This window comes from Streptomyces canus (assembly GCF_001514145.1).
GTDB classification, from domain to species: Bacteria; Actinomycetota; Actinomycetes; order Streptomycetales; family Streptomycetaceae; genus Streptomyces; species Streptomyces canus.
The window spans coordinates 315,571-341,809 of record NZ_KQ948661.1 but is presented as its reverse complement, the minus strand read 5'-3'; the positions used below and the strand labels follow the sequence as shown (position 1 = coordinate 341,809).

Sequence of the window (26,239 nt, the reverse complement as noted above, 5' to 3'; positions counted from 1 at the left end):
GGCCCGGGGCCACGACGGGCCCCGGACCAGGCGGGGAAGTGCTACGGAGCGGTGGCCTTCACCGGCTCGGGCTCGGTGACCCGGACCGGTTCGGTGCCGACCGCGCTGTGCCGCTCGGCCCAGTTCTCCAGCGCCGTACGGCAGGCGTGGTCCAGGTGGTGCAGACCGGAGAGGTCCAGCTCCACGGGCCGGTCCTGGGGCAGCGACTCCAGGCTGTCGAGGATCTTCGGCAGCCGCAGGAAGGTCGCGTTGCCCGACAGATGGGCCTGGATGGGGCCCGCGCCCTTGTCGACGATCTCCATCTTGAGGTGCGAGGCCTCCCAGGCGGTCTTGACGACCGACAGGGCCAGACCGATCAGCACGCCCTCGAACATGTTCACCGCGACGATCGAGACGGCCGTGACCACCAGGATCAGCGCCTCACCGCGGTGCCCCCGCCACAGCGACACGATCTCCCGGAAGGGGATCAGCTTGAAGCCCGCGTGGACCAGGATGCCGGCGAGCGCGGGCAGCGGGATCAGCGCCAGCGTCGAGGGCAACAGGGCCGCGAACAGCAGCAGCCACACGCCGTGCATGACCCGGGAGGCCTTGGTCTTCGCGCCCGCCTGGACGTTGGCCGAGCTGCGCACGATGACCGCGGTCATGGGCAGGGCGCCGAGCGCGCCGCAGACCGCGTTGCCCGCGCCCTGGGCCATGAGCTCCTTGTCGTACTCGGTGCGCGGACCGTCGTGCAGCCGGTCCACCGCGGCGGCGCTGAACAGGCTCTCGGCGGAGGCGATCAGGGTGAAGGCGAGGATGGTGCCGAAGATCGCCGGGTTGGCCAGCTCCCCGAACGCCTCGGTGCCGGGCGGCTGGATGGACGCCAGCAGGCCGTTCACCTCGACGGTGGCGATCGACAGGCCGAAGACCTGGGTGACCAGGGTGGCCAGCAGGACCGCGGCGAGCGCGCCCGGCACGGTCTGCGCCTTCTTGGGCAGCTTCTTCCACAGCACCATGACCGCCACGGTGCCCGCGCCGACGGCGAGCGAGGCGAGGGCCGTGGTGCTGCCGAGTGCGTCGAGGGCGGCACCGGGCAGCCCCAGGATCTTGTCGATGCCGGAGGTGGGCGCCTTCAGGCCGGCCGCCGAGTACAGCTGGCCGGCGATGAGCACGAGGCCGATTCCGGCCAGCATGCCCTCGACGACCGAGACGGATATCGCCCGGAACCAGCGCCCCAGCTTGAGGGCGCCCATGGCGAGCTGGAGCACTCCGGCGGACAGCACGATCACACCGAGGGCGGGCAGCCCGAACTCGTTGACCGCCTCGAAGACGAGGACGGTCAGACCGGCGGCCGGGCCGGAGACCTGGAGGCTGCTGCCCCGCATGAATCCGGTGACCAGACCGCCGACGATGCCGGTGACCAGGCCGAGTTCGGCCGGCACACCGGAGGCGACGGCCACGCCCACGCAGAGCGGGAGCGCGACCAGGAAGACGACCAGGGAGGCGGCGAAGTCCTGCCGCAGGTGAGGGTATTTGGTCATCATGGCGATCACAGGCCCTCGAACGCGTCGGACTCGGTGCGGTGGACGCGCACCGCGCCCGTGTGCACCTCGTAGTACCAGGCGTGCAGGGTCAGTTGTTCTTCCGCCAGCTTCTTGTCGATGAAGGGGTACGACCGCAGGCGCAGTACCTGGGCCAGGACGTGGCTCTGCACGCCCTCGGCGACGGCCGGGTCCTCGGCCGCGCCCGCGGGACGCGGGGTGGCGTGATGGAGCCAGTCGCGCACGGCCGGTACGGCGTCCAGGTCGTCACCGCGCACCAGGGCGCCGACGGCCCCGCAGTGCGAGTGTCCGCAGACCACGATGTCGCGGACGCCCAGCACCTCCACGGCGTACTCGATGGTGGCCGCCTCGCTGGTGGGGTGCTCGGAGGCGTAGGGGGGAACGATGTTGCCCGCGGTGCGCAGCTCGAAGAGCTCGCCCGGGCGGGCGCCCGTGATCAGGGCCGGGACGACCCTGGAATCCGAGCAGGTGATGAACAGAACCTGGGGGGACTGGCCTTCGGCCAGCTTGGCGAACTCCTCAGGGCGCTGTCCGAACGTACGGGCGTTGTCGATGAGGGGCTGCATGTGGTGACTCCTCCTGGCGCGCAATGGGGGCGCGTCGGGTTTACCTGGCGCGCAATGGGGGCGCGTCGGCTTACATGACAGGTGGGGGAACAGCTGGGGGGAACTGCTCTGCCGTCAGCAGCGGAACACTTGAAGTGCCGCTGGAGCGTGGGCTGTCGAGGGTCTCGACAGGGGGAAATCGCCGGTTGCGACCGGCTGAGGCGCGGCCGCCGGCTCCTGAGCCGAGAGCGTGCGCTCGGGCCCCTGGGGGGCGAAGTCGACGGCGCGGTGCCGGTCGCGGGTGCGCAGGGGACCGGTCGGGTCCCCGACGTGGTTGCAGTGGCGTTTGCCCGAGGCTTCGGCGCGGGCCGCCTTGCCGGAGAGCTTGGTTCCGGTCTGAGCCTTGGCCTTGGCCTGACGGACTGTGTGCGCGGTTGCGAATCCTTCGGTGGATGCGAAGAAGGGGAGCGCGAGAAGGACGGCGGTGAGGACCGCCAGTGCGGTCCGTACCGTCGCACCTCGGAACATGCGCCCCCCTCTCGGCAGTTCACGCTTCCAGTCCAGACCAAGCATTGGTCAATGATCGGTCAAGAAACACCTTAGCCCGGCAAAGTTGTTTGCAGGGTTAACTTAACGTTTCCAGCTGAAGAGAGGCTGAAGCGTGCCGGGTCGTGGCGCGAACCGGCTCTTGATCTTGCGTATTCGATGCGTTAGAAGCGCCTCAGGCGCCCTCGACCAGGCCCTTCGCATCGCGCGCCAGCGCGGTGAGCCGGGATATCGCGCGGAAGTACTTCTTGCGGTAGCCGCCGTTCAGCATCTCCTCGCTGAACAGCCGGTCGAAGGGCAGCCCGGAGGCCAGCACCGGCACCTCGCGGTCGTAGAGACGGTCCGCGAGCACCACGAGCCGAAGCGCCGTCGACTGGTCCGGCACCGGCTGGACATCCGTGAGGCACACCGCCTTCAGGCCATCGGTCAGGGCGCCGTACCGGCTCGGGTGGACCTTGGCGAGATGCGCCAGCAGGCTCGGGAAGTCGTCGAGGGAGGCTCCCTCGGTGGCGTACGCCGCCTTGGTGACCTCCTCGTCGGCGAACGGCGCCGGCGCCTCGGGCAGCCCGCGGTGGCGGTAGTCCTCGCCGTCGATGCGCAGGGGCCGGAAGCGTGCGGCGAGGCCCTGGATCTCGCGCAGGAAGTCGGCGGCCGCGAACCGGCCCTCGCCGAGCTTGCCCGGCAGGGTGTTGGAGGTGGCGGCGAGCGCCACGCCCGCGTCGACCAGCTTGCCGAGCAGGGTGGAGACCAGCACGGTGTCGCCCGGGTCGTCCAGCTCGAACTCGTCGATGCACAGCAGGCGGTGGCCGGAGAGCGTCTGGACCGTCTTCTGGAAGCCGAGGGCGCCGACCAGGTTGGTCAGCTCGACGAAGGTGCCGAAGGCCTTGAGGGAGGGTTCGGCGGGGGTGGCGTGCCAGAGCGAGGCCAGCAGGTGGGTCTTGCCGACGCCGTAGCCCCCGTCGAGGTAGACGCCGCGCGGGCCTGCCGGGGTCTTGGTCTCCTTGGCCTTCCCGAACGCCTTGCCGAGACCGAGGAAGCCGCGCTTGCCGCCGCCGACCGCGTGGGCGCCGGAGAGGCCCGCCGCGAAGCCCGCGAGGACCCGGACGGCCTCGGTCTGGCTGGGCTGGTTCGGGTCCGGGATGTAGGTGTCGAAACGCACCGAGTCGAACCGCGGCGGCGGCACCATCTCGGCGACCAGCCGGTCCGCGGGGACGTGCGGCTCACGGTCGCACAGGGAGAGCGGGGCGGTGTCGGCGATGGAGCCGAACCCGGACGCGGCGGGGGAAGTAGACACGGTTCACCATGCTAAGGGCCGTGCCACACTGCACGACATGCGACGCCTGTTCCCTGTGACCGACGAGACAGCGACCCGGCGCCCGGAGGGGGCCGACCACGAGTGGGGCCTCGCCGAGCTGGCCGCCGCCTACGCGTATCCCGAGCTCGGACCCGGCCCCGGGACCCCCGAGGTGTGGCTGCGGGCCAACATGGTGTCCACGATCGACGGGGCCGCCCAGCACGAGGGCCGTTCGCAGCCCATCTCCACCGCGACCGACATGCGGATCTTCGGGACGCTGCGGGCTCTGGCGGACGTGGTGATCGCCGGTGCGGAGACGGTCCGCCAGGAGGGGTACCGGCCCGCACGCGTCCGGGACGAGTTCGCGCAGCTGCGCGAGGCGGCCGGACAGGGCCCGGTCCCGGCGATCGCGGTGATCACCGCGAGCCTGGACCTGGACTTCTCCCTCCCGCTGTACACCTCGCCCCTGGTGCCCACGCTGATCCTCACGGGCGCCGCGGCCGCCCCGGACCGGATCGCCGCGGCCGAGAAGGCGGGCGCGCGCGTGGTGATCGCCGGGGACGGCGTCGGCGTGGACCCCGCGCGGGTTGTACGGGCGCTCGCCGAGCTGGGACACACCCGGCTGCTGACCGAGGGCGGCCCCCGGCTGCTCGGCCAGCTGGTGGCCGCCGGAGTGCTCGACGAGCTCTGTCTGACACTGTCCCCGATGCTCACCGCGGGGGACGCGCAGCGCATCGCCGGGGGGCCGTCGGTGGCGGTGCCGGCACGGTTCGCACTGGACTCCCTGCTGGAGGAGGACGGGTTCCTCTACAGCAGGTACCGCAGGGCTTGACCGCCGGATGGAATCTATCGTTCCGCTTGGCTTCCGGCGGGCACACTCAATCCGGCAGTACCGTGCGACCACGGGCAGGATGGTTTCCGCAGAGCGTAGAGAAGGGGGCGACTGGTGTTCACCAGCGTTTTGATGATCGAGAAGGCCCTGACGTCCGCCGACGTGGAGTTCGTCACCACCTTGCACGGTGACGAGTCGGTCGCGTTCCACGTGCTGCTCCAGCCTCGGGGGGATCAGGCCGACCGCCTGCTGCGGGCCATCGACGACGTGGCGCTGGGCGAGCTGGACGAGGCCGTACGGGAGCGGGAGACGCCCGAGGGTGAGGCCGCGAAGGGCGTGGGGGAGCGGGCCCTGGAGGTCTCCCTGCAGGCGCTCAGGGCATCCGGGAGCGAGGCGGAGGGGCGGCTCATCGAGGACCACCCCCTGGACGCGCTGAAGTCCCTGGTCGACGAGATCGGAGCGGACGAGGTGATCGTGCTGACCGATCCCCACTACGTGGAGGAGTTCTTCCACCGGGACTGGGCGTCGAGAGCGCGGCACAAGGTGGGCGTGCCGGTGCTGAAGCTGTTCTCGCACAGCAAGGAGTAGGGGCCGGGCGCGGTCGCCGCAGGCAATAAGCTGGGGCCTTCGCCGTAGCCGTATGCACAGGGAGACACCACATGGCCCCCGGCCTTCCTACCGCCATGGACCGACCGCACTTCATCGGGATCGGTGGGGCCGGGATGTCGGGAATCGCGAAGATCCTCGCGCAGCGCGGGGCGAAGGTGGCCGGCAGCGACGCCAAGGAGTCCCCGACCGCCGAGGCGCTGCGGGCGCTGGGGGCGACCGTGCACATCGGGCACGCGGCGGAGCACCTGGCCTCCGACGCCACCTGTGTGGTCGTGTCGTCGGCGATCCGGGCCGACAACCCGGAGCTGGCGCGGGCGGCCGAGCTCGGCATCCCCGTGGTGCACCGGTCCGACGCCCTCGCCTCGCTGATGGACGGCCTGCGGCCGATCGCGGTCGCCGGTACCCACGGCAAGACCACGACCACGTCGATGCTGGCCGTCTCGCTGAGCGCACTGGGCCTGAAGCCGTCGTACGCGATCGGCGGCGACCTGGACGCCCCCGGCTCGAACGCCCTGCACGGCGAGGGCGAGATCTTCGTCGCCGAGGCGGACGAATCCGACCGCAGCTTCCACAAGTACGCCCCCGAGGTCGCGATCGTCCTCAACGTCGAACTCGACCACCACGCCAACTACGCGTCGATGGACGAGATCTACGCCTCCTTCGAGACGTTCGTGGACCGCGTCACCGAGGGCGGCACGCTGGTGATCTCGGCCGATCACGAGGGCGCGCGGGAGCTGACCCGGCGCGTCACCACGCGTGACGTGAGGGTGGTGACCTACGGCGACGCCGAGGACGCCGACGTGCGCGTGCTGTCGGTCGTCCCGCAGGGGCTGAAGAGCGAGGTCACCGTGGAGCTGGACGGCTCGCCGCTCACCTTCACCGTGTCGGTGCCCGGCCGCCACTACGCGCACAACGCGGTGGCCGCGCTGGCGGCGGGCGTCGCGCTGGGTGTCCCGGCCGCCGAGCTGGCTCCCGCCCTGGCCGCGTACACGGGCGTCAAGCGGCGCCTGCAGCTGAAGGGCGAGGCGGCCGGCGTTCAGGTCATCGACTCCTACGCCCACCACCCCACCGAGATGACGGCGGACCTGGAGGCCATGCGGGCGGCGGCCGGTGACGCCCGCATCCTGGTCGTCTTCCAGCCCCATCTGTTCTCGCGGACGCAGGAGCTCGGCACGGAGATGGGCGAGGCGCTCGCGGCGGCGGACGGCTCGCTGGTCCTGGACATCTACCCGGCCCGCGAGGACCCGATCCCCGGGGTGACCAGCGAGCTGATCATCGACGCGGCGCGGGCCGCGGGCGCGGACGTGACGCCGGTCCACGACAAGGCGGACGTGGCCTCGGTGGTCGCGGGAATGGCGAAGGCCGGTGATCTCGTTCTCACCATGGGCGCGGGTGACGTGACGGACCTCGGCCCGCTGATCCTGGACCGTCTCGCGAAGTAAGGGGCTGAGCTTCATGTCGTACGACGTCGAAAAGCCGGACGAGCAGTGGCGTGCGGAGCTGACCCCGGCCGAGTACGCCGTACTCCGTCAGGCCGGGACGGAGCCCGCCTTCACCGGCGAGTACACCAACAGCAAGACCACCGGCGTGTACTCCTGTCGCGCCTGCGGGGCCGAGCTCTTCACCTCCACCACGAAGTTCGAGTCCCACTGCGGCTGGCCGTCCTTCTACGACCCGAAGGACACCGGCGCGGTCGAACTGATCGCGGACCGCTCCCACGGCATGGTCCGCACCGAGGTCCGCTGCGCCCGCTGCGGTTCGCATCTCGGCCACGTGTTCGAGGGTGAGGGGTATCCGACACCCACCGACCAGCGGTACTGCATCAACAGCATCTCGTTGCGGTTGACGGCGGACGAGGGCTGAGGGAGCGGTTCCGGTCACGTTTCCTCCGGACGCCGACCGATCAACTCCGGCCATGTGGGCCCTCTTTGTGATGCGGTGCCGGGCGCGCGGGCGGGATACGGTGCGGACTCGGTGATCCAGAGGGAGGCCCCATGCGTGTCGGGGGAGTGGCCGAGGTCCGGCCCGTGGCGGAGTTGCTGGTCGAGAACTCCTCGCGATACGGCGGGAAACTCGCCTTCGCCGACGACCGGCGGTCGGTGAGCTGGGCCGAACTGGAGCTCCGCACAAGGCGGTTGGCGGCTGCGCTGGACGTCGGGCGCGGGGCCAGGGTGGCGTTCTGTCTCGACAACAGCGTGGAACTGGTCGAGGGATTGCTCGCCACGGTCCGGGCCGCCGCCGTGGGCGTGCCGTTGAGCCCGCGCGGAACCCACGCCGAGTTGGCGGCGCTGCTCGCGGACTGTGATCCGGAGGTCCTGGTCGTCGACCGGCGGCAGTTGGCCCGGATCGCCAGTGTGGTCGGGGAGCGGGCGCCACGCCTGGTGGTGGCCGGGGAGGGGCCTGTGCCGGAGGGGGTCGTGCACTTCGACGACCTGGTGGCGGACGGCCGTTCACGCGAACCGCGCGACGATCTCGGTCTGGACGAGCCCGCCTGGCTGCTCTACACCTCCGGCACCTCGGGCACCCCCCGGGCCGCCGTCGCCAGTCAGCGGTCCGCGCTCTGGTCGCCGGTCGCCTGCTATGTGCCCCGGCTGGGGCTGGCGGCGGACGACCGGCTGCTGTGGCCGCTGCCGCTCGCGCACACCTACGCCCACTCGCTCTGTGTGCTCGGTACGACCGTGGCCGGCGGCAGCGCACGGATCACCGCGCTGCGGGAACCGGCCGCGCTGTTACGGCTCATCGATGAGTTCGCTCCGACCGTTCTGGGCGGAGTGCCCCTCACCTACCAGCAGTTGCTCGACGCCGGACTCGGCGAAGTGCCCTCGCTGCGGGTGTGCGTCACCGCCGGGGCGCCGAGCGAGCCGGAGCTGCGGGAGCGGGTCGAGAAGCGGCTCGGGGCACCCCTGCTCGACGGATACGGCAGCACCGAGACCTGCGGAAAGATCGCGATGGAGTCGCTGGCGGGGCCGCGGGCGCGGGGGAGCAGCGGGGCGGTGCTGCCCGGCATGGAGGTGCGGCTCGCCGACCCCGGGACCGGGGAGGAGGCCGTCGGCGCCGAGGGCGAGATCTGGGTGCGCGGGCCCGGCGTCATGCTCGGCTACCACGACGGGGGCGCGGTGGCCGGGGAGGGCTGGTACCGCACCGGTGACCTCGGGCGGTTCGGTGAGCACGGGGCTCTGACCGTCACAGGACGCGTGAACGACCGGATCGTCCGCGGCGGCGAGAACGTCGACCCCGTAGAGGTCGAGCAGGTGCTGCGCGGGCTGCCCGGGGTGCTGGACGCGGCCGTGGTGGCGCGGCCGCACCCGCTGCTCGGAGAGGTCCCGGTCGCGTTCGTCGTGCCGGGGGAGCGGGGCCTCGACACGGGCGCCCTGCTGCGGGCGTGCGCCGAGGTGCTCTCCGCGCACAAGGTGCCCGACGACGTCCTGTTCACCCCGGCCATCCCGCGCACCGCGGCCGGCAAGCCCCGCCGGGCCGTCCTCAGGGAGGGCCTCGCCGCGCGCCCGGCCGAGGAGACCCTCGCGGGCCTCGCCGACCGCACCCCGGCGGAGCGGCGGGCGGCACTGACCGAGCTGGTGTGCGCGGAGACCGCGGCGATCGGCGGGTCGGACGCCGTCGGTGAGCCGATCGCTTCCGACGGGTCGGTGATCGCCGGCACGCCCGCTTCCGCCCCGGCGGCCGGTGACCGTGAGGCGCCCGTCACCGACGCGGCGGCGATCGACCCCCACACCGCCTTCGCCGACCTCGGTCTCACCTCCATGGGCGCGATGAACCTGTGGCACCGGCTCAGCGTCCGCACCGGACTGCGGCTGCCCGCCACCCTGGTCTGGGACCACCCCACCCCCGCCGCGCTCGCCGCCCACCTGGACGAGCGCCTCCACGGCGGCTCCCGCGAGACGGCACAGCCGCGCCGCGGTCCCGCCGCGGAGCCGATCGCGATCGTGGCCGTCGGCTGCCGTTACCCGGGCGGGGTGCGCTCGCCCGAGGACCTCTGGCGGCTGGTGTCCGACGGTGTGGACGCCACCGGCGAGTTCCCGGCCGACCGGGGCTGGGACGTCGACGCCCTGTACCACCCCGACCCGGACCGGCTCGGGACGACGTACACCCGACGCGGCGGTTTCCTCACCGACGCGGCCGACTTCGACCCCCTGTTCTTCGGTATCTCGCCGCGCGAGGCCACGGCCACCGATCCGCAGCACCGGCTGCTGCTGGAGGTCGCCTGGGAGACGCTGGAGCGTGCGGGCATCCCCGCGCGCTCGCTGCGCGGCAGCGCCACCGGCGTCTACGTCGGTCTGATGCACGGCGGATACGGCGGCGGGGCGTCGCAGCACCCGCTGGAGGCGCACCTCGGTGCCGGTTCGGCGGGCAGCGTGGCCTCCGGACGGATCTCCTACGTGCTGGGCCTGCGAGGCCCCGCCCTGACCGTCGACACGGCCTGCTCGTCATCCCTCGTCGCCATGGACCTGGCCGCCGCGGCGCTGCGCGCGGGCGAGTGCACCCTCGCGCTGGCCGGCGGGGTGACCGTCCTGGCCAGTCCCAAGCCGTTCGTGGTGTTCAGCCGGCAGCGCGGGCTGTCGGCGGACGGCCGCTGCCGGTCCTTCGCGGACGGCGCGGAGGGCACCGCGTGGGCCGAGGGGGTCGGCCTGGTGCTGCTGGAGAAGCTGTCCGACGCCCGGCGCAACGGCCACCCGGTCCTGGCGGTGCTGCGGGGCTCCGCCGTCAACCAGGACGGCGCGTCCAACGGCCTCACCGCCCCGAACGGCGAGGCCCAGCGGGAGCTGATCCGGCTGGCGTTGGCCGACGCCGGACTCCGTACGGCCGACGTCGACGCCGTCGAGGGCCACGGCACCGGGACCGCGCTCGGCGACCCCATCGAGGCGGGCGCCCTGCTGGCCACCTACGGCCGCGACCGCGACCCGGACGACCCCGTCTGGCTGGGCTCGGTCAAGTCGAACTTCGGGCACACCCAGGCCGCGGCCGGGGTGGCCGGCGTCATCAAGATGATCGAGGCGATGCGCCACGGCGAACTGCCCAGGTCGCTGTACGCGGAGCAGCCGTCGCCGCACGTCGACTGGTCCGACGGGGCGGTACGGCTGCTGGACCGGGCCCGGCCCTGGCCGCAGCGGGAGCGGCCGCGCCGGGCGGCGGTCTCCTCGTTCGGAATCGGCGGCACCAACGCGCACGTGATCATCGAGGAGCCGGAGAAAGCCGAGGAGGAACCCCGGAACGTCCGCTCCGGAAGCCCGCGGACCGCCGCCCCCTGGCTCGTCAGCGGCAGCGACGAGGCCGGACTCCGGGCCCACGCGAGGGAGTTGGCGGCGGCGCTGGCCGACGTGGCAGGTGACACGGCCGCCCTGGATGTCGCGTACTCGCTCGCCACCACCCGGACTCCGCTCCAGCGCCGCGCCGCCGTACTGGCCGCCGACGCCGACGGACTCCTCGCCGGGCTCCGGGAGTTGGCCGACGGCGCCGACAGCCCCGCACTGCGCAAGGGCACCGCGCACGGCACCTCCAAGGTGGCGCTGCTCTGTGCGGGCCAGGGCGCCCAGCGAACCGGCATGGGCCGGGAACTGACCGCCGCCTTCCCCGCGTTCGCCAAGGCGTTCAGCGAACTGTGCGACGCCTTCACCCCGTTCCTGGACCAACCCCTGCGCGAGGTGATCGACGACCCCGACGGCGACCTCCTGCACCGCACCGACTACGCCCAGCCCGCCCTGTTCGCCTACGAGGTCGCCCTGCACGCCCTCCTCGCCGACTGCGGGGTACGGCCGGACTTCCTGGTCGGTCACTCGATCGGCGAACTGGCCGCCGCCCACATCGCCGGCGTCCTCTCGCGGTCCGACGCGGTACGGCTGGTGGCCGCGCGGGGCCGGCTGATGGCCGGACTCCCCACAGGCGGCGCGATGTTCGCCGTGCGGGCGCCCCTGACGGACGTGCTGAAGCGGCTCGACGAAGCGTCCGACGGCCGGGTCGCCGTCGCGGCGGTCAACGGCCCCGAGTCCGTGGTGCTGTCCGGCGAAGAGGAGGCGGTGTCCGCGCTGGCGGCTCGACTCGGCCGTAGGGCGACCAGGTTGAAGGTCAGCCACGCCTTCCACTCGCCACTGCTCGACCCGATGCTGGAGGATTTCCGTAAGGCCGCCGAGTCGGTCACCTACCACCGCCCGTCCCTGCCGGTGGTGTCGACGCTGACCGGCCGCCCGGAGCCGGACGCGATGCGGACCGCCGAGTACTGGGTACGGCAGGCACGCGAGACCGTGCGGTTCGCCGACGCGGTGCGGTGGCTGGCGCGGGCGGGGGTGACGGCGTACGTGGAGGCCGGACCGTCGGCTGCGCTGAGCGCGGCGGCCGAGGAGTGCGTCGAGCCGGGCTCCGGGGCCCTGTTCACGTCCGCCGCCGAGACGGCCGTGGCCCTGGCGGAGCTGCATGTCCACGGCGTGCCGGTGGACTGGCGGTCCGTGTACGCCGGGACCGGCGCCCGGCGGCGACCGTTGCCGACGTACCCCTTCCAGCGGCAGCGCTACTGGCTCGACGTGCGGGGCGAGGACACCGTTGGCGACCGGAAGCTCGTCGGACCGGCGCAGCCGGACGCCGACGGTCCCCGGACCCGGTACAGCGGAGTGCTGTCCACCGCGCGGCAGCCCTGGCTCGCGGACCATGTGATCGGCGACCGCGTGCTGGTGCCCGCGACGGTCTTCGCCGAGCTGGCGTTCCGGGCGGCCGGGGCAGGCGCGGCGGAGGACTCGCCGCGGCTGTCCGAGCTGGTCCTCCACGAGCCGCTGGTGCTGCCCGCGTCGGAGCAGGTGCCGATCCAGGTGGTCGCGGACACCCCCGATCACGAGGGGAACCGCACGGTCACCGTATGGGCACGCACGGGCGAGACGTGGACCCGCCATGCCGAAGCGTCCGTTGCCGGGGCCGGTACGCCACCCGCCGCCGCTCAGGACACGCCCTGGCCGCCCCCCGACGCCGAGGAGCTCGCCGTCGACTATGCGCGGCCCGCCGCGTACGGCCACCACTACGGCCGGGCCTTCCGCGCGGTCACCCGGCTCTGGCGGCGCGGCGCCGAGACGTTCGCGGAGCTGGCACTGCAGCCGCAGGAGGCGGCGGAGGCCGGCGCGTACACCCTGCATCCCGCGCTGTTCGACGCGGCCTTGCACGCCGCGCTGCTGGCCGAGGGGCCGGGCGAGGCGCGCGTCCCGCTCGCCTGTACCGGAGTGACCGTGCACGCGACCGGCGCCACCGCCGCGAGGGCGCGCCTGGAGCGGCTCGGACCCGACGAGGTACGGGTGACGCTGACCGGCGTGGACGGGCGGCCCCTGGCCACCGTCGAGTCCCTCGTCACCCGGGCGGTGAAGGTCCGGCCCACCGAGCTGTACAAGCCGGCCTGGCGGCCCGCCACGGAAGCCGGACACGCCGACACCGAGTACGAACTGCTCGATACGGCAGACCTGTCGACCGGGTCCTGCGAGGACATGCCGGGCCGGGCCAGGGAACTCGTCACGGCCGTCCTCGCCCGCGTACGCGACTGGGTGGCCGACCCCCGTCCGGGCCGTCTGCTGGTACTCACCCGTCACGCCACCGGGGACGACCCGGATCCCGCACAGGCCGCGGTGGCCGGGTTCCTGCGCAGCGCTCAGTCCGAACACCCCGGCCGGATCGTGCAGGTCGACCTCCGCGGCGGCACCGCCGCGCCCGCGGCACTGGACGCGGCCCTGCGCACCGGCGAGCCCCAACTCGCCCTGCACGACGGCACGGTCCTGGTGCCCAGGCTGGTCACCGCCGGCCCTGCGAGCGCCCCGCCACCCGCACTCTTCCCCGACGGCACCGTGCTGATCACCGGCGGAACGGGTGCGCTCGCCGCGAGCCTCGCCCAGTACCTCGTGGCCGAACGCGGGGCACGGCACCTGCTGTTGGCGAGCCGCAGTGGCCGTACCCCCGGCTGGGCGGCCGAACTGCCCGCGGATGTAAGGGTGGTGGCCTGTGACGTGAGCGACCGGGCGGCCGTCGACGCCCTGGTCGAGGCCGTCAGGCCACCCCTGACCGGCGTGTTCCATCTGGCGGGTGTCGTGGCCGACGGTGTGGTGGACGGCATGACTCCGGAGCGGGTGGCCGAGGTGCTGGCGCCCAAGGCGGACGCCGCCTGGCATCTGCACGAGGCGACCGAGCACCTGGGACTGTCCGCGTTCGTGCTGTACTCCTCGGCCGCCGGTGTGCTGGGCCGGCCGGGACAGTCCAACTACGCGGCCGCCAACGGCTTCCTCGACGCGCTGGCCGAGTACCGGGCCGCCCGCGGGCTGCCCGCGCAGTCCCTCGCGTGGGGCCCTTGGACCATCGCGCACGGTGAGGGCATGGCGGGCCGCGTCGCGCCGCACCTGACGGCCGACGGCGGGGTCCCCGCGGTCACCGAGCAGACGGGCGTCGAACTGCTGGACTCCGCGCTGCGCACGGCGGAACCGGTGCTGGTGCCCGTCCCGTTCGCCCGCGCCACGGCGAGCGGCTCGACCCTGCCGCCGGTACTCGCCGACCTGCTTCCGGCGCGCCCGGCACCGGTCGCCGTGGCACCCGCGGCCGGCCACGCTCCCGGTGCCTGGCGCAAGAGGCTCGCGGCGACTCCCGAGGCGGACCGCGCCGGTGTGCTGGCGGGTCTGCTCCGCGCCGAACTGGCCGCGGTGCTCGGCTTCCCGGACGCGGACGCTTTCCCCGCCGACCGGGAGTTCGGACAGCTCGGCTTCGACTCGCTGACGGCCCTTCAGTTCCGCAATCGGCTCAGCGCGTTCACGCGGGTGCGGCTGGCCCCGACGGTCGTCCTCGAACATCCGACGCTGGAGGGGCTGTCGGCGCACATCCTCGACGCCTTGGGGGAGGCGGGCGCGTTGCCGGAACCAAAGGGGCCGGAGGGGCTGGAGGGGCCGGAGGGGCTGGAGGGGCCGGAGGAGCCTGCGGGCACCCCGGTGACGGAGACGGCGGCTCACGTACCGTCGTCCGCCTACCGGTTCACCACCCTCTACCACCGCGTCCTGGGCGAGCAGGGCCCGCTGGAGGCGATGACCCTGCGGTACGTCGCCTCGTACGCCCTGCCGTCCTTCACCGCGACCGACCGGGCCCGGCATGCCGTCGGGCCCGTCCGGCTCGCCCGGAGCGGCACCGGAGGAAGTGCCGCCGCGCTCGCCTACATCCCCGACTACCTCGCACCCTTCCAGCGCGTTCCCGCCGGACTGGCCCGGCAGTTCGCCGGCGAGCGGGACCTGTACCTGCTGGAGCATCCGGGGTTCGGGGCCGGCCGGGCGGTGCCGGACTCGATGGAGACGCTGGCGCGAGCGCACGCCGACGCGGTGCGGGAGATCGCCCGGGGCGGCCCTGTGGTCCTGGTCGGCTATTGCGCCGGCGGGGTGATCGCGCACGAGGTGGCACGCCGGCTGGCCTCCGCCGGAGAGCCGCCGGCCGGTGTCGTCCTGATCGACTCCCACGCGGGCGTGCTCCAGCGCGGTGACGCGCGCGCACTCGCCCTGATGGCGGCCGGTGCCGCCCTGCCGGCGGACGTGGTCGCGGAGTTCGACGACTCGTTGCTGATCGCGGGCGGTGGCTATGCGCGCGTTCTCGAGGGATGGCACCCCGAGCCGGTCCCGGAGTCGTCCCCCGTGCCGACGCTGCTGCTGCGCGGCCGGCCGACCGCCGAGATGCGGAGGATCGACCCCGAGGGGGACTGGCTGCCGCACTGGCCGCTGCCCCACGACACCGCGGACGTCTCCGGCGACCACTATTCCGTCGTGCACCAGGACGCCGACTCCACGGCAGCGGCGATCCGCGCCTGGCTGCCCGAGTAGGCCCACGACCCGCGTAAACCCCCGACCGAGAACTGGAGTTCCCGATGGACCCCGAGTACGACCTGATCGTCGTCGGTGGCGGGCCGGCCGGCTCGACCGCCGCGGCCGCCGTGGCGATGCGCGGGCACCGGGTGCTGCTGCTGGAGCGGGAGACCTTCCCGAGGTACCAGATCGGCGAGTCGCTGCTGCCGGCGACCGTGCACGGTCTGTGCGGCATCCTCGGTGTCGCCGAGGAGGTCGCCGAGGCCGGGTTCACCCTCAAGCGCGGAGGCACCCTGCGCTGGGGGCGCGACCCGAAGCCGTGGCAGTTCTCCTTCTCCATGACGCCCCGGCTCCCCGAACCCACGGCGACCGCCTTCCAGGTGGAGCGTTCCCGGTTCGACGAGATCCTGCTGCGCAACGCCGCCCGCGTCGGTGCCGAGGTGCGGGAGGGCAGCACGGTGCGCCGGGTCGTCGCCGACGACGAGCGGGTGCGCGGGGTCGAGTACACCGACGGTGACGGCAACGCCCGTACCGAGTACGGGCGTTACGTCATCGACGCGTCCGGCAACACCAGCCGGGTGCACTCCGGGGTGGGCGGGAGGCGGGTGTACTCGGACTTCTTCCGCAACCTCGCCGTGTTCGGGTACTTCGCGGGCGGACGCCGGCTCCCCGAGCCGAACAGGGGCAACATCTTCTGTGCCGCGTTCGACGCCGGCTGGCTCTGGTACATCCCGTTGCGCGACGATCTGACCAGCGTCGGCGCCGTGATCTCGCCCGAGCACACCGCCGCCGTCCAGCGGGATCCGAGGGCCGCCTGGCAGGACATGATCCGGGCCTGCCCGGAGGTCGCCGAGCTGCTCGACGGAGTGCCGGCCGCGACCGAGCCGCCGTACGACCAGGTGCGGGTGCGCAAGGACTGGTCGTACTGGAAGACGTTCTTCTGGACGCCCGGAATGGCGCTCGTCGGTGACGCCGCCTGCTTCGTGGATCCGGTGCTGTCGTCCGGCGTCCATCTGGCCACCTACGGTGCCCTGTTGGCGGCCCGCGCGGTCAACTCGGCACTCGATGGCAGTGTGCCCGAGGAGCGCGGCTTCGCCGAGTTCGAGGCGCGGTACCGGCGTGAGTACGGGGTGTTCTACGAGTTCCTCATCGCCTTCTACGACATGGAACGCAACGACGAGTCCTACTTCTGGTCCGCGAAGAAGGTCACGAAGGTCGACAGCACCGAGGTGGCGGCCTTCGCCGAGCTGGCGGGTGGACTGGTCTCGGGTGACTCGGCGGTGCTGGGGCCGGACCGGCTCGGGGACCACTGGAGTGCCGCGGCGGCCGAACTGGACGGCGCGGTGGGCCGGTTGGCGACCGCGGACGACCGGGTGAACCCGCTGCTGTCCACGCGGGTCGTCGGCGAGACCTTCCGGACCGGCAACGAACTCCAGGAGCAGGCGCTCTACGGCGGCCCCCTGGACGGCACCGGTCCGGCGGGCCCCGGTCACCTCGTCGCCTCCGCGGACGGGCTGGGCTGGGACACGGTTCGAGGAACGGCCGCCCAGCCCGGCGATGAATGACCGAACCATTGGCATGTTGACTTTCGGCTGGACGAGCCAGAGGATTCCGGGGGTGACCCACACCGAGCGCCAGCCTGCCCGCACCGCCCTGCCCGTCGACCTCGACGAGGCCGCACACCGCTGTCTCGTCGCCGGGTTCGAAGGCACCACGACCGTCCCCGACACCCTGAAGCGGCTCGTCGACCGCGGTCTCGGCGGAGTCATCCTGTTCACCCGCAACGTGCGCGACGCGGAACAGGTGCGCCGGCTCACCGACACGCTGCGGGCGCTGAGGCCGGACCTGCTGGTCGGCATCGACAACGAGGGCGGCGGCATCGGGCACCTCGTCGCCGCGGGCGCCCCGGAGGTCCCCGGCTCCTACGCCCTCGGTGTCGTCGACGACCCGGACCTCACCGCCCGCTGCGCCGACGCCCTCGCCGGACATCTGGCCGCGCTGGGCATCACCGCCTCCTACGCCCCCGTCGCCGACATCCAGCGACAGGCCGACAACCCGATCGTGCGCACGCGCGCCTTCGGGACCGAGCCCGAACTGGTCTCCCGGCACCTGAGCGCCTGGATCGCGGCCACCGAGGCGCGGGGCATCGCCTCCTGTGCCAAGCACTTCCCCGGGCACGGCGGCACGCTCACCGACAGCCACCACGAAGTCGCCGTCGACCCGCGGCCGTACGAGGAACTCGACCTCGGCCCCTTCCGGGCCGCGATAGCCGCGGGCGTGCCGATGCTGATGAGCGCGCATGTCGTCTTCCCGGCACTGGATCCCAACCGGCCGGCCACGCTCAGCCGGCGCATCCTCGGGGATCTGCTGCGGCACGAGCTCGAATTCGACGGGGTGCTGGTCAGCGACGCGCTGGAGATGAAGGCGATCGCGGACCTCTACGGGGAGGCCGCGGGGGCGCGGATCGCCCTCGCCGCCGGAGCGGACCAGGTCATCGTCGCCGTGGCGGATCTGGGAGTGACGCTGGAGTGCCGGGACGCCCTGCTCGAGGCGCTGCGGGACCGGGTGCTCGCCGAGGAACGGATCCGGGAGGCCTCGGCACGGGTGGAGCGGCTGGCGGAACGGTATGCGACACCGGCGAGCGAGGTGGCCGTATGGGACGCGGGAGCGGGGCTGGAGGCGGCCCGGCGGGCCCTGCGGGGGCAGGTTGCGCCGGGGCGCGTGTCCGGGGCGCATGTCGTGGACCTGTTTCCGGCGCCGCATCCGGCGTTGAACTGGGGTGGGGAGGATCTGCTGACGGCGGTGCTGGCCGTTGATCCCATGGCCACGGGGACGGCGGTCAACGGGGAGCCCGCCGATCTGGAAGGTGCGGTCGAGGACATCCTGGCCAGGGCCGGGGGTGCGCCCCTGGTCGTGGCCACCTGCGATGCGGGCCTGCATCCCTGGCAGGCCCGCATGCGGGAGGTGATCGAGGCCCGGCGGCCGGGGGTGGTGCGGGTCGCCACGGGGCTGGCGGAGGGGAATGCGTTGTGCTCTTACGGGCGGGGGAAGGTCAATTTGCGGGCCGTGGCAGAGGTGCTGAGCGCTGCGCGGTAGCAGCGGGCCGGTGGGGGCTTGTCGCGCCCACGCGGCGGAGCCGCATATCGATACAGCCCCGCGCCCCTGAAGACCCTCACCGTCACGGGATTCGTATGAGCTCCTTGATGCCCCTCGCCGCCAGGTGGCTTTCGTCCTCTGCCTGCGCCGCCAGGACCACCGTTGGGCGGACGCCCTGCTGGCGCAGTCGCATCCACTCGTCGAAGTAGACCCCGCCCGGGCCGGAAATCGAGCGCGTGGACGGAGTGCAGTCCAGGACCAGAGCCGTGGCCCGGGGTTCCGCGATCAACGGCTTGGCCCGAAGTTCCGCCACCGTGGCCGCCACGGCCTCCGCGATCGGCTTGGGGCGCCCCTCCGCGTCGAACAACCCCAGCGTGTACTCCAGCTCCGGGAAGTCCGCCAGTGAGCGGTCCACGTCGTGGGAGCACCACCACGTCACGCCCCACAGGTTCTCGCAACCCGATGCGTTCAGGATGGTCTCGCGGGCGAAGTGCGGGGCGTCGGCGGCCGGGATGTGAGGTTCGGGGGCGCCGGTTTCCTGGACCCAGACCGGGCGGGCCGGGTCCTCGGCGTAGGCCTTGGCCAGTTCCGTGCCGTATTCGGCGAGATGGAGGACCTGGGGGGAGCGGGGGCCGTAGCGGCTCGCGCAGCCGCCGGAGAAGACCCAGGGGTGGACCGTGGTCAGGTCGCCCTTGCGGGCCGAGGCCTCCGGGGTGAAGGGGTGGTCGTCGCCGTACCAGGCCGCGTCGTACGCGGAGTGGGTGACCAGGCCCCGGGAGCCCAGGCCGTCCCGGGCGGCGGCCAGCAGGGTGTCCAGGTAGTGGTCGACCTCGGCCACCGTCGCCGGGTTGTGCTCGATGAGGTTGTTGAGCTCGTTGCCCAGCTGGAGGCCGATGAGGTTCGGGTGGCCGGTGAGGGCGCGGCCGAGGGTGCGGAGCAGGTCCGCCTGGGCGTCGATCGCCTCCGGGTCGGTGAAGACGTTGCGGTGGTGCCAGCTGCGGGTCCACTCCGGGTAGAAGTCGAAGCTCGACAGATGGCCCTGCACGCCGTCCACCAGGACGTCGAGGCCCGCCTCGGCCGCCAGGTCGACCAGCCGTGCCAGCTGGTCCACGGCTGCGGTGCGGATCAGGGTGCGGTTGGGCTGCAGGAGCGGCCAGAGGTGGAAGACCCGGACGTGGTCGAGCCCGAGCCCGGCTATCCGGTCCAGGTCCTCGCGGGCGCGGCCCGGATCGAAGTCGTGCCAGGCGTGGAACCAGCCGTGGCGGGGCGTGTAGTTGACGCCGAAGCGGAGCGTGGGAATGGGATCCTCCTCGGGCCGGGCCCTTGTCCTGCGCGAATGTATCAATCACCATAGTCGTCGATGGGTAATGATTTGAACCAAGATTTGGTCGTCGGCCTCGACGCCGGGGGCACCCGCACCCGCGCGGTCCTCGCCGACGCCGACGACGGTCGCGTGCTGGGCGAGAGCACCGGCGGCCCGGGCAACGCCATGACCGTGCCGGTCCCGCAGCTCACCGACCACCTCGCCGAGACGCTGGCCCGAGTGGTGCCCGAGGGTGCGCGCGCCCGGGTCGTGGCCGTGACCGGCGGTTTCGCGGGCGCCACGGCGGCCTCCGCGGAGGACCCCGGCACCTCCAGGGCCCGCACGGCCCTCACCGAGGCACTGGGCCGCCTCGGCATCCCGGCCCGCCGGGTCGGCGTCTGCAGCGACATCGAGGCCGCCTTCGCCGCCGCCCCCGGCACCCCCTCCGACGGGCTCGCCCTGGTCGCGGGCACGGGCGCGGTCGCCATGCGCATCACCGGCCGTCACGCCACGACCACGGTGGACGGCGACGGCTGGCTCCTGGGCGACGAGGGCAGCGGCTTCTGGATCGGCCGCAGCGCGGTCCGCGCGGCCCTGCGCATGGCCGACGGCCGCGGCCGTCCGACCGTCCTCGCCGGCTGGGTCGGCCGCACCCTCGGTCTGCCGGTCGACGTCCTCCCGAAGGGCTCAATCCCTTCGTACGACCAGGGCGGCACCGCCCTGCCGAGCGGTACCGCAGCCCACCCCACCGGCGTCCCCGGCTGGTCACGCGCCCGGCGTGAGGACTTCCGCCGCCATCTGCTGCCCGCCGTCATGGCCGATCCGCCGATCCGGCTGGCCCGTTTCGCCCCGCTGGTCGCCGACGCGGCCGCCGAGCAGGACGCCGTGGCCGGGGCGATCCTGAGCGAGGCGGCGGACCACCTGCTGGAGACCGTACGGGCGCTGGAACCGCGCCCCGGCGAACGGATCGTCGCCACGGGCGGCCTGCTCGGTCCCCAGGGGCCGCTCACGGCCCCGCTGGCCGAACGGCTCCGCACCCACGGCCTGAGCCTCGACTGGGTGGCCGACGGCTGTCCCGGCGCGGTCGCCCTCGCACGGCTGGCGCACCCGTCATGAGCGATGTCCTCTACCGCGACCCCACCGCACCCATCGACGCCCGCGTTCGCGATCTGCTGTCCCGGATGACCCTGCGCGAGAAGGTCGGCCAGGTCAACCAGCGCATGTACGGCTGGGACGCCTACCGCCGCACCTCCGACGGCGGCTTCGAACTCACCGAGGCCCTGTACGCCGAGACCGACCGTTTCGAGGGACTCGGTGCCCTGTACGGCCTCCAGCGCGCCGACGCCTGGTCCGGCGTGGATCACGGGAGCGGACCCGGCGCGCAGGACGGCGCCGCCCTCGCCGAACTGGTCCAGCGGCATGTCGTGGGCCGGAGCCGGCTCGGCATCCCCGCACTCTTCGTCGAGGAGGTCCCGCACGGCCTCATGGCCCTCGACGGCACGGTCCTCCCGGTCAACCTGGCGATCGGCGCCACCTGGGACCCCGGCCTCCACGAGCGCGCCGCCGCGCACGCCGCCGCCGAACTCCGCGCCCGCGGCGGCCACGTGGCCCTCGTCTCGGCGCTGGACATCGTCCGCGACCCGCGGTGGGGCCGTACGGAGGAGTGCTTCGGCGAGGACCCGTACCTGGCCGCCCGGCTGACGGAGGCGCTGGTCCGGGGCATGCAGGGTGTCCCGGACGACGACGTCTTCGCCGCAGACAAGGCTCCTGTCGTCCTCAAGCACTTCGCCGGCCAGGGTGCCACCGTCGGCGGCCGCAACTCCGCCGAGTCGGAACTCGGCCTGCGCGAACTCCACGAGATCCACCTTCCCGCCGCCCGGGCCGGTGTCCGCGCGGGCGCCGCCGCCGTCATGGCCGCGTACAACGAGGTCGACGGGATGCCCTGCTCCGGCAACCGCGCCCTGCTCACCGGGCTGTTGCGTGAGGACTGGGGCTTCGACGGGCTCGTCATGGCGGACGGTCTGGCCGTCGACCGGCTGGCGCGGATCACGGGGGACAAGGTCTCCGCGGGTGCTCTCGCCCTCGACTCCGGTGTGGATCTGAGCCTTTGGGACGAGGGCTTCACGCATCTGGAGGAGGCGGTCGAGCGTGGTCTGGTGAGCGAGGAGACCCTCGACACCGCCGTCGCCCGCGTGCTCCGGCTCAAGTTCCGGCTGGGCCTCTTCGAACGGCAGGACGCGACGGCCCGCCCGCCGGCCGACGGTGCGGCGATCAGCAGGGAGACCGCCCGGGCGGCCGTCACGCTCCTGCACAACGACGGCGTGCTGCCCATCGGCCCGAACGTCTCACGGATCGCCGTTCTCGGACCTCAAGCGGCCACCGCCGCACACCAGTTGGGCGACTACACCGCCCCGCAGCGCCCCGGCACCGGCAGCAGCGTTCTCGACGCCCTGCGCCGCCTCGCCCCGCCCGGCCTGGAGATCCGCCACGCCCCCGGCTGCGCCCTCACCGGCGACGGACTCTCCGGGATCCCCGAGGCCATCGCCCAGGCGGCCGCATCCGACCTGGCCGTCCTGGTGCTGGGCGGCAGCAGCGCCCGTACCCCCGAGACCGTGTTCGACGCCAACGGGGCCGCGCGCAAGGCCGTGTCCGAGATGACCTGCGGCGAGGGCGTCGACCTGGCCGGACTGCGGCTCGGCACGGCCCAGTACGCGCTCCTGGATGCCGTCGTCGCGACCGGCACACCTACGGCGGTCGTCCTGATACAGGGCCGCCCGCACCTCGTTCCCGACACCCCCGCCGCGCTGCTCACCGCCTGGTATCCGGGCCCGTGGGGCGGCGAGGCGATCGCCGGGGTACTGCTCGGGCTCACGGAGCCGGCGGGCCGACTGCCGGTCTCCGTCCCGCGCTCGGCGGCCCAACTCCCCGTCTGTTACAACCACAAGGACACCGAGTACGGCGGATACGTGGACGAGAGCGCGGAGCCGCGGTACTCCTTCGGGCACGGGCTGTCGTACACGAGTTTCGCGTACGGCACCCCACGGCTCACGGGCCTCACGGTCGAGGTCGATGTCACCAACACCGGTCAGCGGTACGGGCGTTCGGTCGTCCAGGTCTATCTGCGCCGCCTGCTCACCCCCACCTGGCCGCGCACCCTCGAACTGTGCGCGTTCGAGGGTGTCGGCCTGGCTCCGGGTGAGCGCCGCACGGTCTCGCTGACGCTGGACCCCGAGCAGCTCGCCCCGTCCAGGACGGTCGAGATCAGGGTCGCCGCGTCAGCCGGGGAGGCGCTCGGCGCTCAGGGTCACAGCTTGACGGCCCCTGACGAGACACCCTTGTAGAACCACCGCTGGGTGATCACGAACAGCACCAGCACCGGGATCACGGAGATCACCGAGCCGGCCATGACCATCCGCTGGTCGTAGCCGAACGACGAGCTCTGCAGGCGTGAAAGTCCCAGCGTCAGCGTCATGTTGCTCTCGGAGCGCAGCACGATCAGCGGCCACAGGAAGTCGTCCCAGGCGCTGATGAAGGTGTTGATGACGACCACCAGGATCGCGCCCCACGCGGACGGCAGATACAGGTGCCGGAAGCGCTGCCACTCGTTCGCGCCGTCGAGCATGGCCGAGTCCTCGATCTCGCGCGGGACCGCGAGGAACGCGCCGCGCATGAGGAGGACGTTGATGGCGCCGACGAAGCCGGGCAGCCACACGCCGGCCAGGTTGTCGACCAGGCCCATGTCCCGGATGCTCAGGAACAGCGACACCATGATCGACTCGAAGGGGAACATCATCGAGGCGATCAGGACCACCCAGACCGCCTTGCGGCCCTTCCAGCCGGGCTTGGAGAGCATGTAGCCGGCGGTGGTGGAGAAGACCAGCTGGCTGGTGACCGACAGGGCGACCACGATCAGGCTGTTCCTGATGTACGTGCCCACCGGCACCTGGTCGAAGACGGTCCGGTAGGCCCGCAGGGTCGGGTGGTGGGGCAGCAGGCCGGCGTTGGCGCCGAAGACGTCCTCGCCGGTGCTCTTCAGCGAGGCGAGGAGCTGCCAGAGCAGCGGGCCGACGGTGAGGCCGAGGACCAGGAGGAGCAGCAGATAGCGGACGACGAGCTCGCGGGGGCGGCCGTAGTCCCGCCAACGCGGCATCAGGCGGCGGCGCTTGGGTGCGACAGCGGTCGTCATGCCTCGTCCTCCTTCGTCAGGCGCTGCGCCAGCAGGGTCAGTCCCAGCGTCAGCAGGAACAGGGCCACGCTGACGGCCGAGCCGTACCCCGCGTTGCCGGTGATCGGGTCCAGGCCGACGTCCCGGATGTAGAAGGGCAGGGTGCGGTCGGCGCCGCCGGGGCCGCCGGTGGCGCTGCCGAGCATGTAGATCTCGGTGAAGACCCTGAGCGATCCGATGCCGGTGAGGGTGCCGACGAGCATCATGGCCTGCCGTACGCCGGGCACGGTGATGTGCCAGAAGCGGCGGGCCGCTCCGGCGCCGTCCATGGCGGCGGCCTCGTGGAGCTCCTTGGGGACGTTCCCGAGGGCGGCCAGGTAGAACACCATGTACCAGCCGAGCCCCTTCCACAGGGTCAGGCCCATCGCGGACAGCAGGATCAGCCAGGAGTCCGACAGGAAGGGGATCGCCGACCTGATCAAGTGGGCCTTCTGCAGCCAGGTGTTGACCAGTCCGTCGTCTGCCAGCAGCCACTGCCAGCTCAGACCGACGACCACGCTGGAGGCCAGCACCGGTGTGTAGAAGGCGGACCGGAAGAAGCCGATGCCCGGCAGGTTCTTCTCCACCAGCACGGCGAGCAGCAGCGGCAGCAGCACCATCAGCGGTACGACGATCAGCGCGTACAGGATGCTGTTGCGGGTCGCCAGCCAGAAGTCCGAGTCGTCCAGCATCCGCGTGTAGTTGTCGAGCCCGACGAACCTGTACGCGCCGCCCAGCGGCTTGGCGTTGGTGAACGACAGCAGCATGGTGTTGAGGAACGGGAACACCCCGAAGATCACGGCGCAGGCGATCGCGGGCGCGGTCCACAGCCAGGGCAGCCACCAACGGCGGTACATCGCTGCGCCGTTGGCGCCGGGGGCGGGTCCGGGCAGGACGGCCCTGGCGAGTCGGCGGGCGCGGGACGGGGCCGGGCCCGGCGCGGAGACCTTCGCCTCCGCACCGGGCACGGACACCGGGTTCGTGGTGTGCGTCGCCGCCATCAGCTGCTCTGCTTCAGCATCTCGTTGGCCTTCGCCTGGGCGTCCTTCACCGCGTCCGCCGCGCTCTTCTTGCCCTGCATGGCCAGCTGCACCTGGGCGACGATGGCGTTCTGCATGGCCGAGGAGATGTTGGTCTGGTAGGCGGTGGCCGTCTTCAGCTGCTCGGCGACCAGCTTGCGGGCCTGCGCGAACGGGTCGTCACCGGTGACCTTCTGGAAGAACGGGTCGTCCAGCGAGGCCGAGGTCGTCGGGAAGATCACCACCTTCGGGTCCTTGCACCAGGCCGTCTGGTTCTCGGCGTTGGTGAGGAACTCGGAGAACGCCAGCGCCGTGGGGGCGTTCTTGCTGGTCGCCGCGGTCGCGATGTACTGCGGGGCGCCGGTGGTGTGGCCGAGCGCGTCGAAGGGCTGCTGGCCGACCGCGGTCTTGTCGTAGACCGAGGGGCTGTTCTGCTGCACGAAGCGCACGAAGCTCGGGTTGGTCGAGCCGTAGGCGACCTTGCCCTGGCTGTAGAGCGTGGACGGGTCGTTGCTGGAGGACAGCGAGTCCTTCGGCATCGCGCCCTCCTTGTACAGCCTGGTCATCCACTCGACCCACTGGACCGTGCGCGGGTCGTCGGCGAAGACGGCGGACTTGCCGTCCGCGGACAGCGTCTTGATGTTCATCTGGTCCCAGTCGGCCGGGATCCGCCACACCGGGTTGGCCATCGTCGCGTAGAACTTGCCCTTGGCCGCCTTGGCGACCTTCTCGTAGTCGGCGAACAGCCCGAACACGGTCGTCGGCGGCTTGGCCGGGTCGATACCGGCCTGCTTCAGCAGATCGGTGTTGTACGTCAGGAGGATGCCGCCGGTGTACCAGGGCAGGACCGTGTGGACCGACGCGCCGGAGGGGTCCTTCATGAGGCTGGACTTCCAGAAGGCCGGGACGAAGGGCTTCGCGGCGTCGGGGTCCTTGACGCCCACGTTCAGCAGATAGCCGGCCTTGGTGAGGGAGGTCGCGGTGGGGGAGTCGACGTTGAGGACGTCCGGCAGGGTGCAGGCCTGGGCGTCGGCGACCGTGCGCTGGCCGAACGTCGCGTCGCCCGGGTCGTCGATCCACTTGACCTTGGTGCCGGGGTGGGCCGTCTCGAAGTCCTTGATCACTCCGTTGAAGAAGTCCCCGAAGTCCTTCTTCAGGTTGGTGGTCTGGAAGGTGATGTCACCCTTGACCTCGCCGGTGAGCTTCCCCGACCCGACGTTGCCCTTGTCGACCTTGCAGCCGCCGGCGGTGGCGTCACCGCTGTCGGATCCGCCGCCGGACAGGCCGCAGCCGGCCGCTGTCAGCGACAGAACGGCGAAACAGGTCAGGGTGCGGGTCAGTCTCTTTGCGCGCATGTGATGCCCCTCCACGGCTGGTTCAATGAACCAACTCCGACTCCGATTGATGAAAAGGTGGACCAGAATTCATCGGAGGTCAATGGTTT

Annotated in this window: 17 protein-coding genes; 9 read left to right on the top strand and 8 right to left on the bottom strand. The window is 72.4% G+C overall.

The features are described from left to right. Positions 1–41: 41 nt before the first annotated feature. From AQJ46_RS21265 to zapE, 4 genes are all read right to left on the bottom strand, one after another. Complete coding sequence (locus AQJ46_RS21265; RefSeq protein WP_059207310.1) at positions 42–1,523, bottom strand: SulP family inorganic anion transporter; 1,482 nt, start codon at positions 1,521–1,523, stop codon at positions 42–44. 5 nt (positions 1,524–1,528) lie between these two features. Further along, positions 1,529–2,107: a carbonic anhydrase gene (locus AQJ46_RS21260; protein ID WP_057611157.1), complete on the bottom strand. Its 579-nt coding sequence runs from the start codon at positions 2,105–2,107 to the stop codon at positions 1,529–1,531. Between the two features lie 114 nt (positions 2,108–2,221). Then, positions 2,222–2,614: a hypothetical protein gene (locus AQJ46_RS21255; protein ID WP_059207106.1), complete on the bottom strand. Its 393-nt coding sequence runs from the start codon at positions 2,612–2,614 to the stop codon at positions 2,222–2,224. Between the two features lie 193 nt (positions 2,615–2,807). After that, entirely contained in the window at positions 2,808–3,926 is a 1,119-nt protein-coding gene (gene zapE, locus AQJ46_RS21250) for a cell division protein ZapE (RefSeq protein ID WP_059207105.1), read from the bottom strand. A gap of 37 nt (positions 3,927–3,963) precedes the next feature. On the opposite strand from zapE, the gene AQJ46_RS21245 reads away from it, so the two are divergent. From AQJ46_RS21245 to AQJ46_RS21215, 7 genes are all read left to right on the top strand, one after another. Further along, a complete protein-coding gene (locus tag AQJ46_RS21245) occupies positions 3,964–4,758 on the top strand; it encodes a pyrimidine reductase family protein (RefSeq protein ID WP_059207104.1) in 795 nt (264 codons plus the stop codon). A gap of 114 nt (positions 4,759–4,872) precedes the next feature. Further along, positions 4,873–5,346 (top strand): indole-3-glycerol phosphate synthase, encoded by a 474-nt coding sequence (locus AQJ46_RS21240; RefSeq protein WP_176742660.1) that lies wholly within the window; start codon positions 4,873–4,875, stop codon positions 5,344–5,346. Positions 5,347–5,417: 71 nt separating this feature from the next. Continuing rightward, complete coding sequence (gene murC, locus AQJ46_RS21235; protein WP_059207103.1) at positions 5,418–6,809, top strand: UDP-N-acetylmuramate--L-alanine ligase; 1,392 nt, start codon at positions 5,418–5,420, stop codon at positions 6,807–6,809. Between the two features lie 13 nt (positions 6,810–6,822). After that, a complete protein-coding gene (gene msrB / locus AQJ46_RS21230) occupies positions 6,823–7,230 on the top strand; it encodes a peptide-methionine (R)-S-oxide reductase MsrB (protein ID WP_059207102.1) in 408 nt (135 codons plus the stop codon). Positions 7,231–7,361: 131 nt separating this feature from the next. Then, positions 7,362–15,191: a type I polyketide synthase gene (locus AQJ46_RS21225; protein ID WP_063803829.1), complete on the top strand. Its 7,830-nt coding sequence runs from the start codon at positions 7,362–7,364 to the stop codon at positions 15,189–15,191. A gap of 44 nt (positions 15,192–15,235) precedes the next feature. Then, positions 15,236–16,738, top strand: a complete 1,503-nt coding sequence (locus AQJ46_RS21220; RefSeq protein ID WP_059207101.1) for a tryptophan 7-halogenase — start codon at positions 15,236–15,238, stop codon at positions 16,736–16,738. A gap of 52 nt (positions 16,739–16,790) precedes the next feature. Further along, positions 16,791–18,269 carry a glycoside hydrolase family 3 protein gene (locus tag AQJ46_RS21215; protein WP_059207100.1) on the top strand — a complete coding sequence of 493 codons (1,479 nt, stop codon included), beginning with the start codon at positions 16,791–16,793 and terminating at the stop codon, positions 18,267–18,269. An 82-nt stretch (positions 18,270–18,351) separates the two neighbouring features. Here AQJ46_RS21215 and AQJ46_RS21210 read toward each other — a convergent pair whose 3' ends face one another. Beyond that, on the bottom strand, positions 18,352–19,614 hold the full coding sequence (locus tag AQJ46_RS21210; protein WP_107117305.1) for a glycoside hydrolase 5 family protein: 1,263 nt from the start codon (positions 19,612–19,614) through the stop codon (positions 18,352–18,354). 15 nt (positions 19,615–19,629) lie between these two features. Between AQJ46_RS21210 and AQJ46_RS21205 the strand changes: the two genes are divergently transcribed. Beyond that, positions 19,630–20,688 (top strand): N-acetylglucosamine kinase, encoded by a 1,059-nt coding sequence (locus tag AQJ46_RS21205; protein WP_059207099.1) that lies wholly within the window; start codon positions 19,630–19,632, stop codon positions 20,686–20,688. Continuing rightward, a complete protein-coding gene (locus AQJ46_RS21200) occupies positions 20,685–22,913 on the top strand; it encodes a glycoside hydrolase family 3 N-terminal domain-containing protein (protein ID WP_059207098.1) in 2,229 nt (742 codons plus the stop codon). The genes AQJ46_RS21205 and AQJ46_RS21200 overlap by 4 nt, the downstream gene beginning before the upstream one ends. On the opposite strand, the gene AQJ46_RS21195 is transcribed toward AQJ46_RS21200, so the two are convergent. From AQJ46_RS21195 to AQJ46_RS21185, 3 genes are read right to left on the bottom strand one after another with little or no spacing between them, the layout of a single operon-like run. Beyond that, positions 22,877–23,758: a carbohydrate ABC transporter permease gene (locus AQJ46_RS21195; RefSeq protein WP_059207097.1), complete on the bottom strand. Its 882-nt coding sequence runs from the start codon at positions 23,756–23,758 to the stop codon at positions 22,877–22,879. The genes AQJ46_RS21200 and AQJ46_RS21195 overlap by 37 nt on opposite strands. Then, positions 23,755–24,777, bottom strand: a complete 1,023-nt coding sequence (locus tag AQJ46_RS21190; protein ID WP_059207096.1) for a carbohydrate ABC transporter permease — start codon at positions 24,775–24,777, stop codon at positions 23,755–23,757. The genes AQJ46_RS21195 and AQJ46_RS21190 overlap by 4 nt, the downstream gene beginning before the upstream one ends. After that, entirely contained in the window at positions 24,777–26,150 is a 1,374-nt protein-coding gene (locus AQJ46_RS21185) for an extracellular solute-binding protein (RefSeq protein ID WP_059207095.1), read from the bottom strand. Before AQJ46_RS21185 ends, AQJ46_RS21190 begins: the two co-directional genes overlap by 1 nt. Positions 26,151–26,239: the final 89 nt, after the last annotated feature.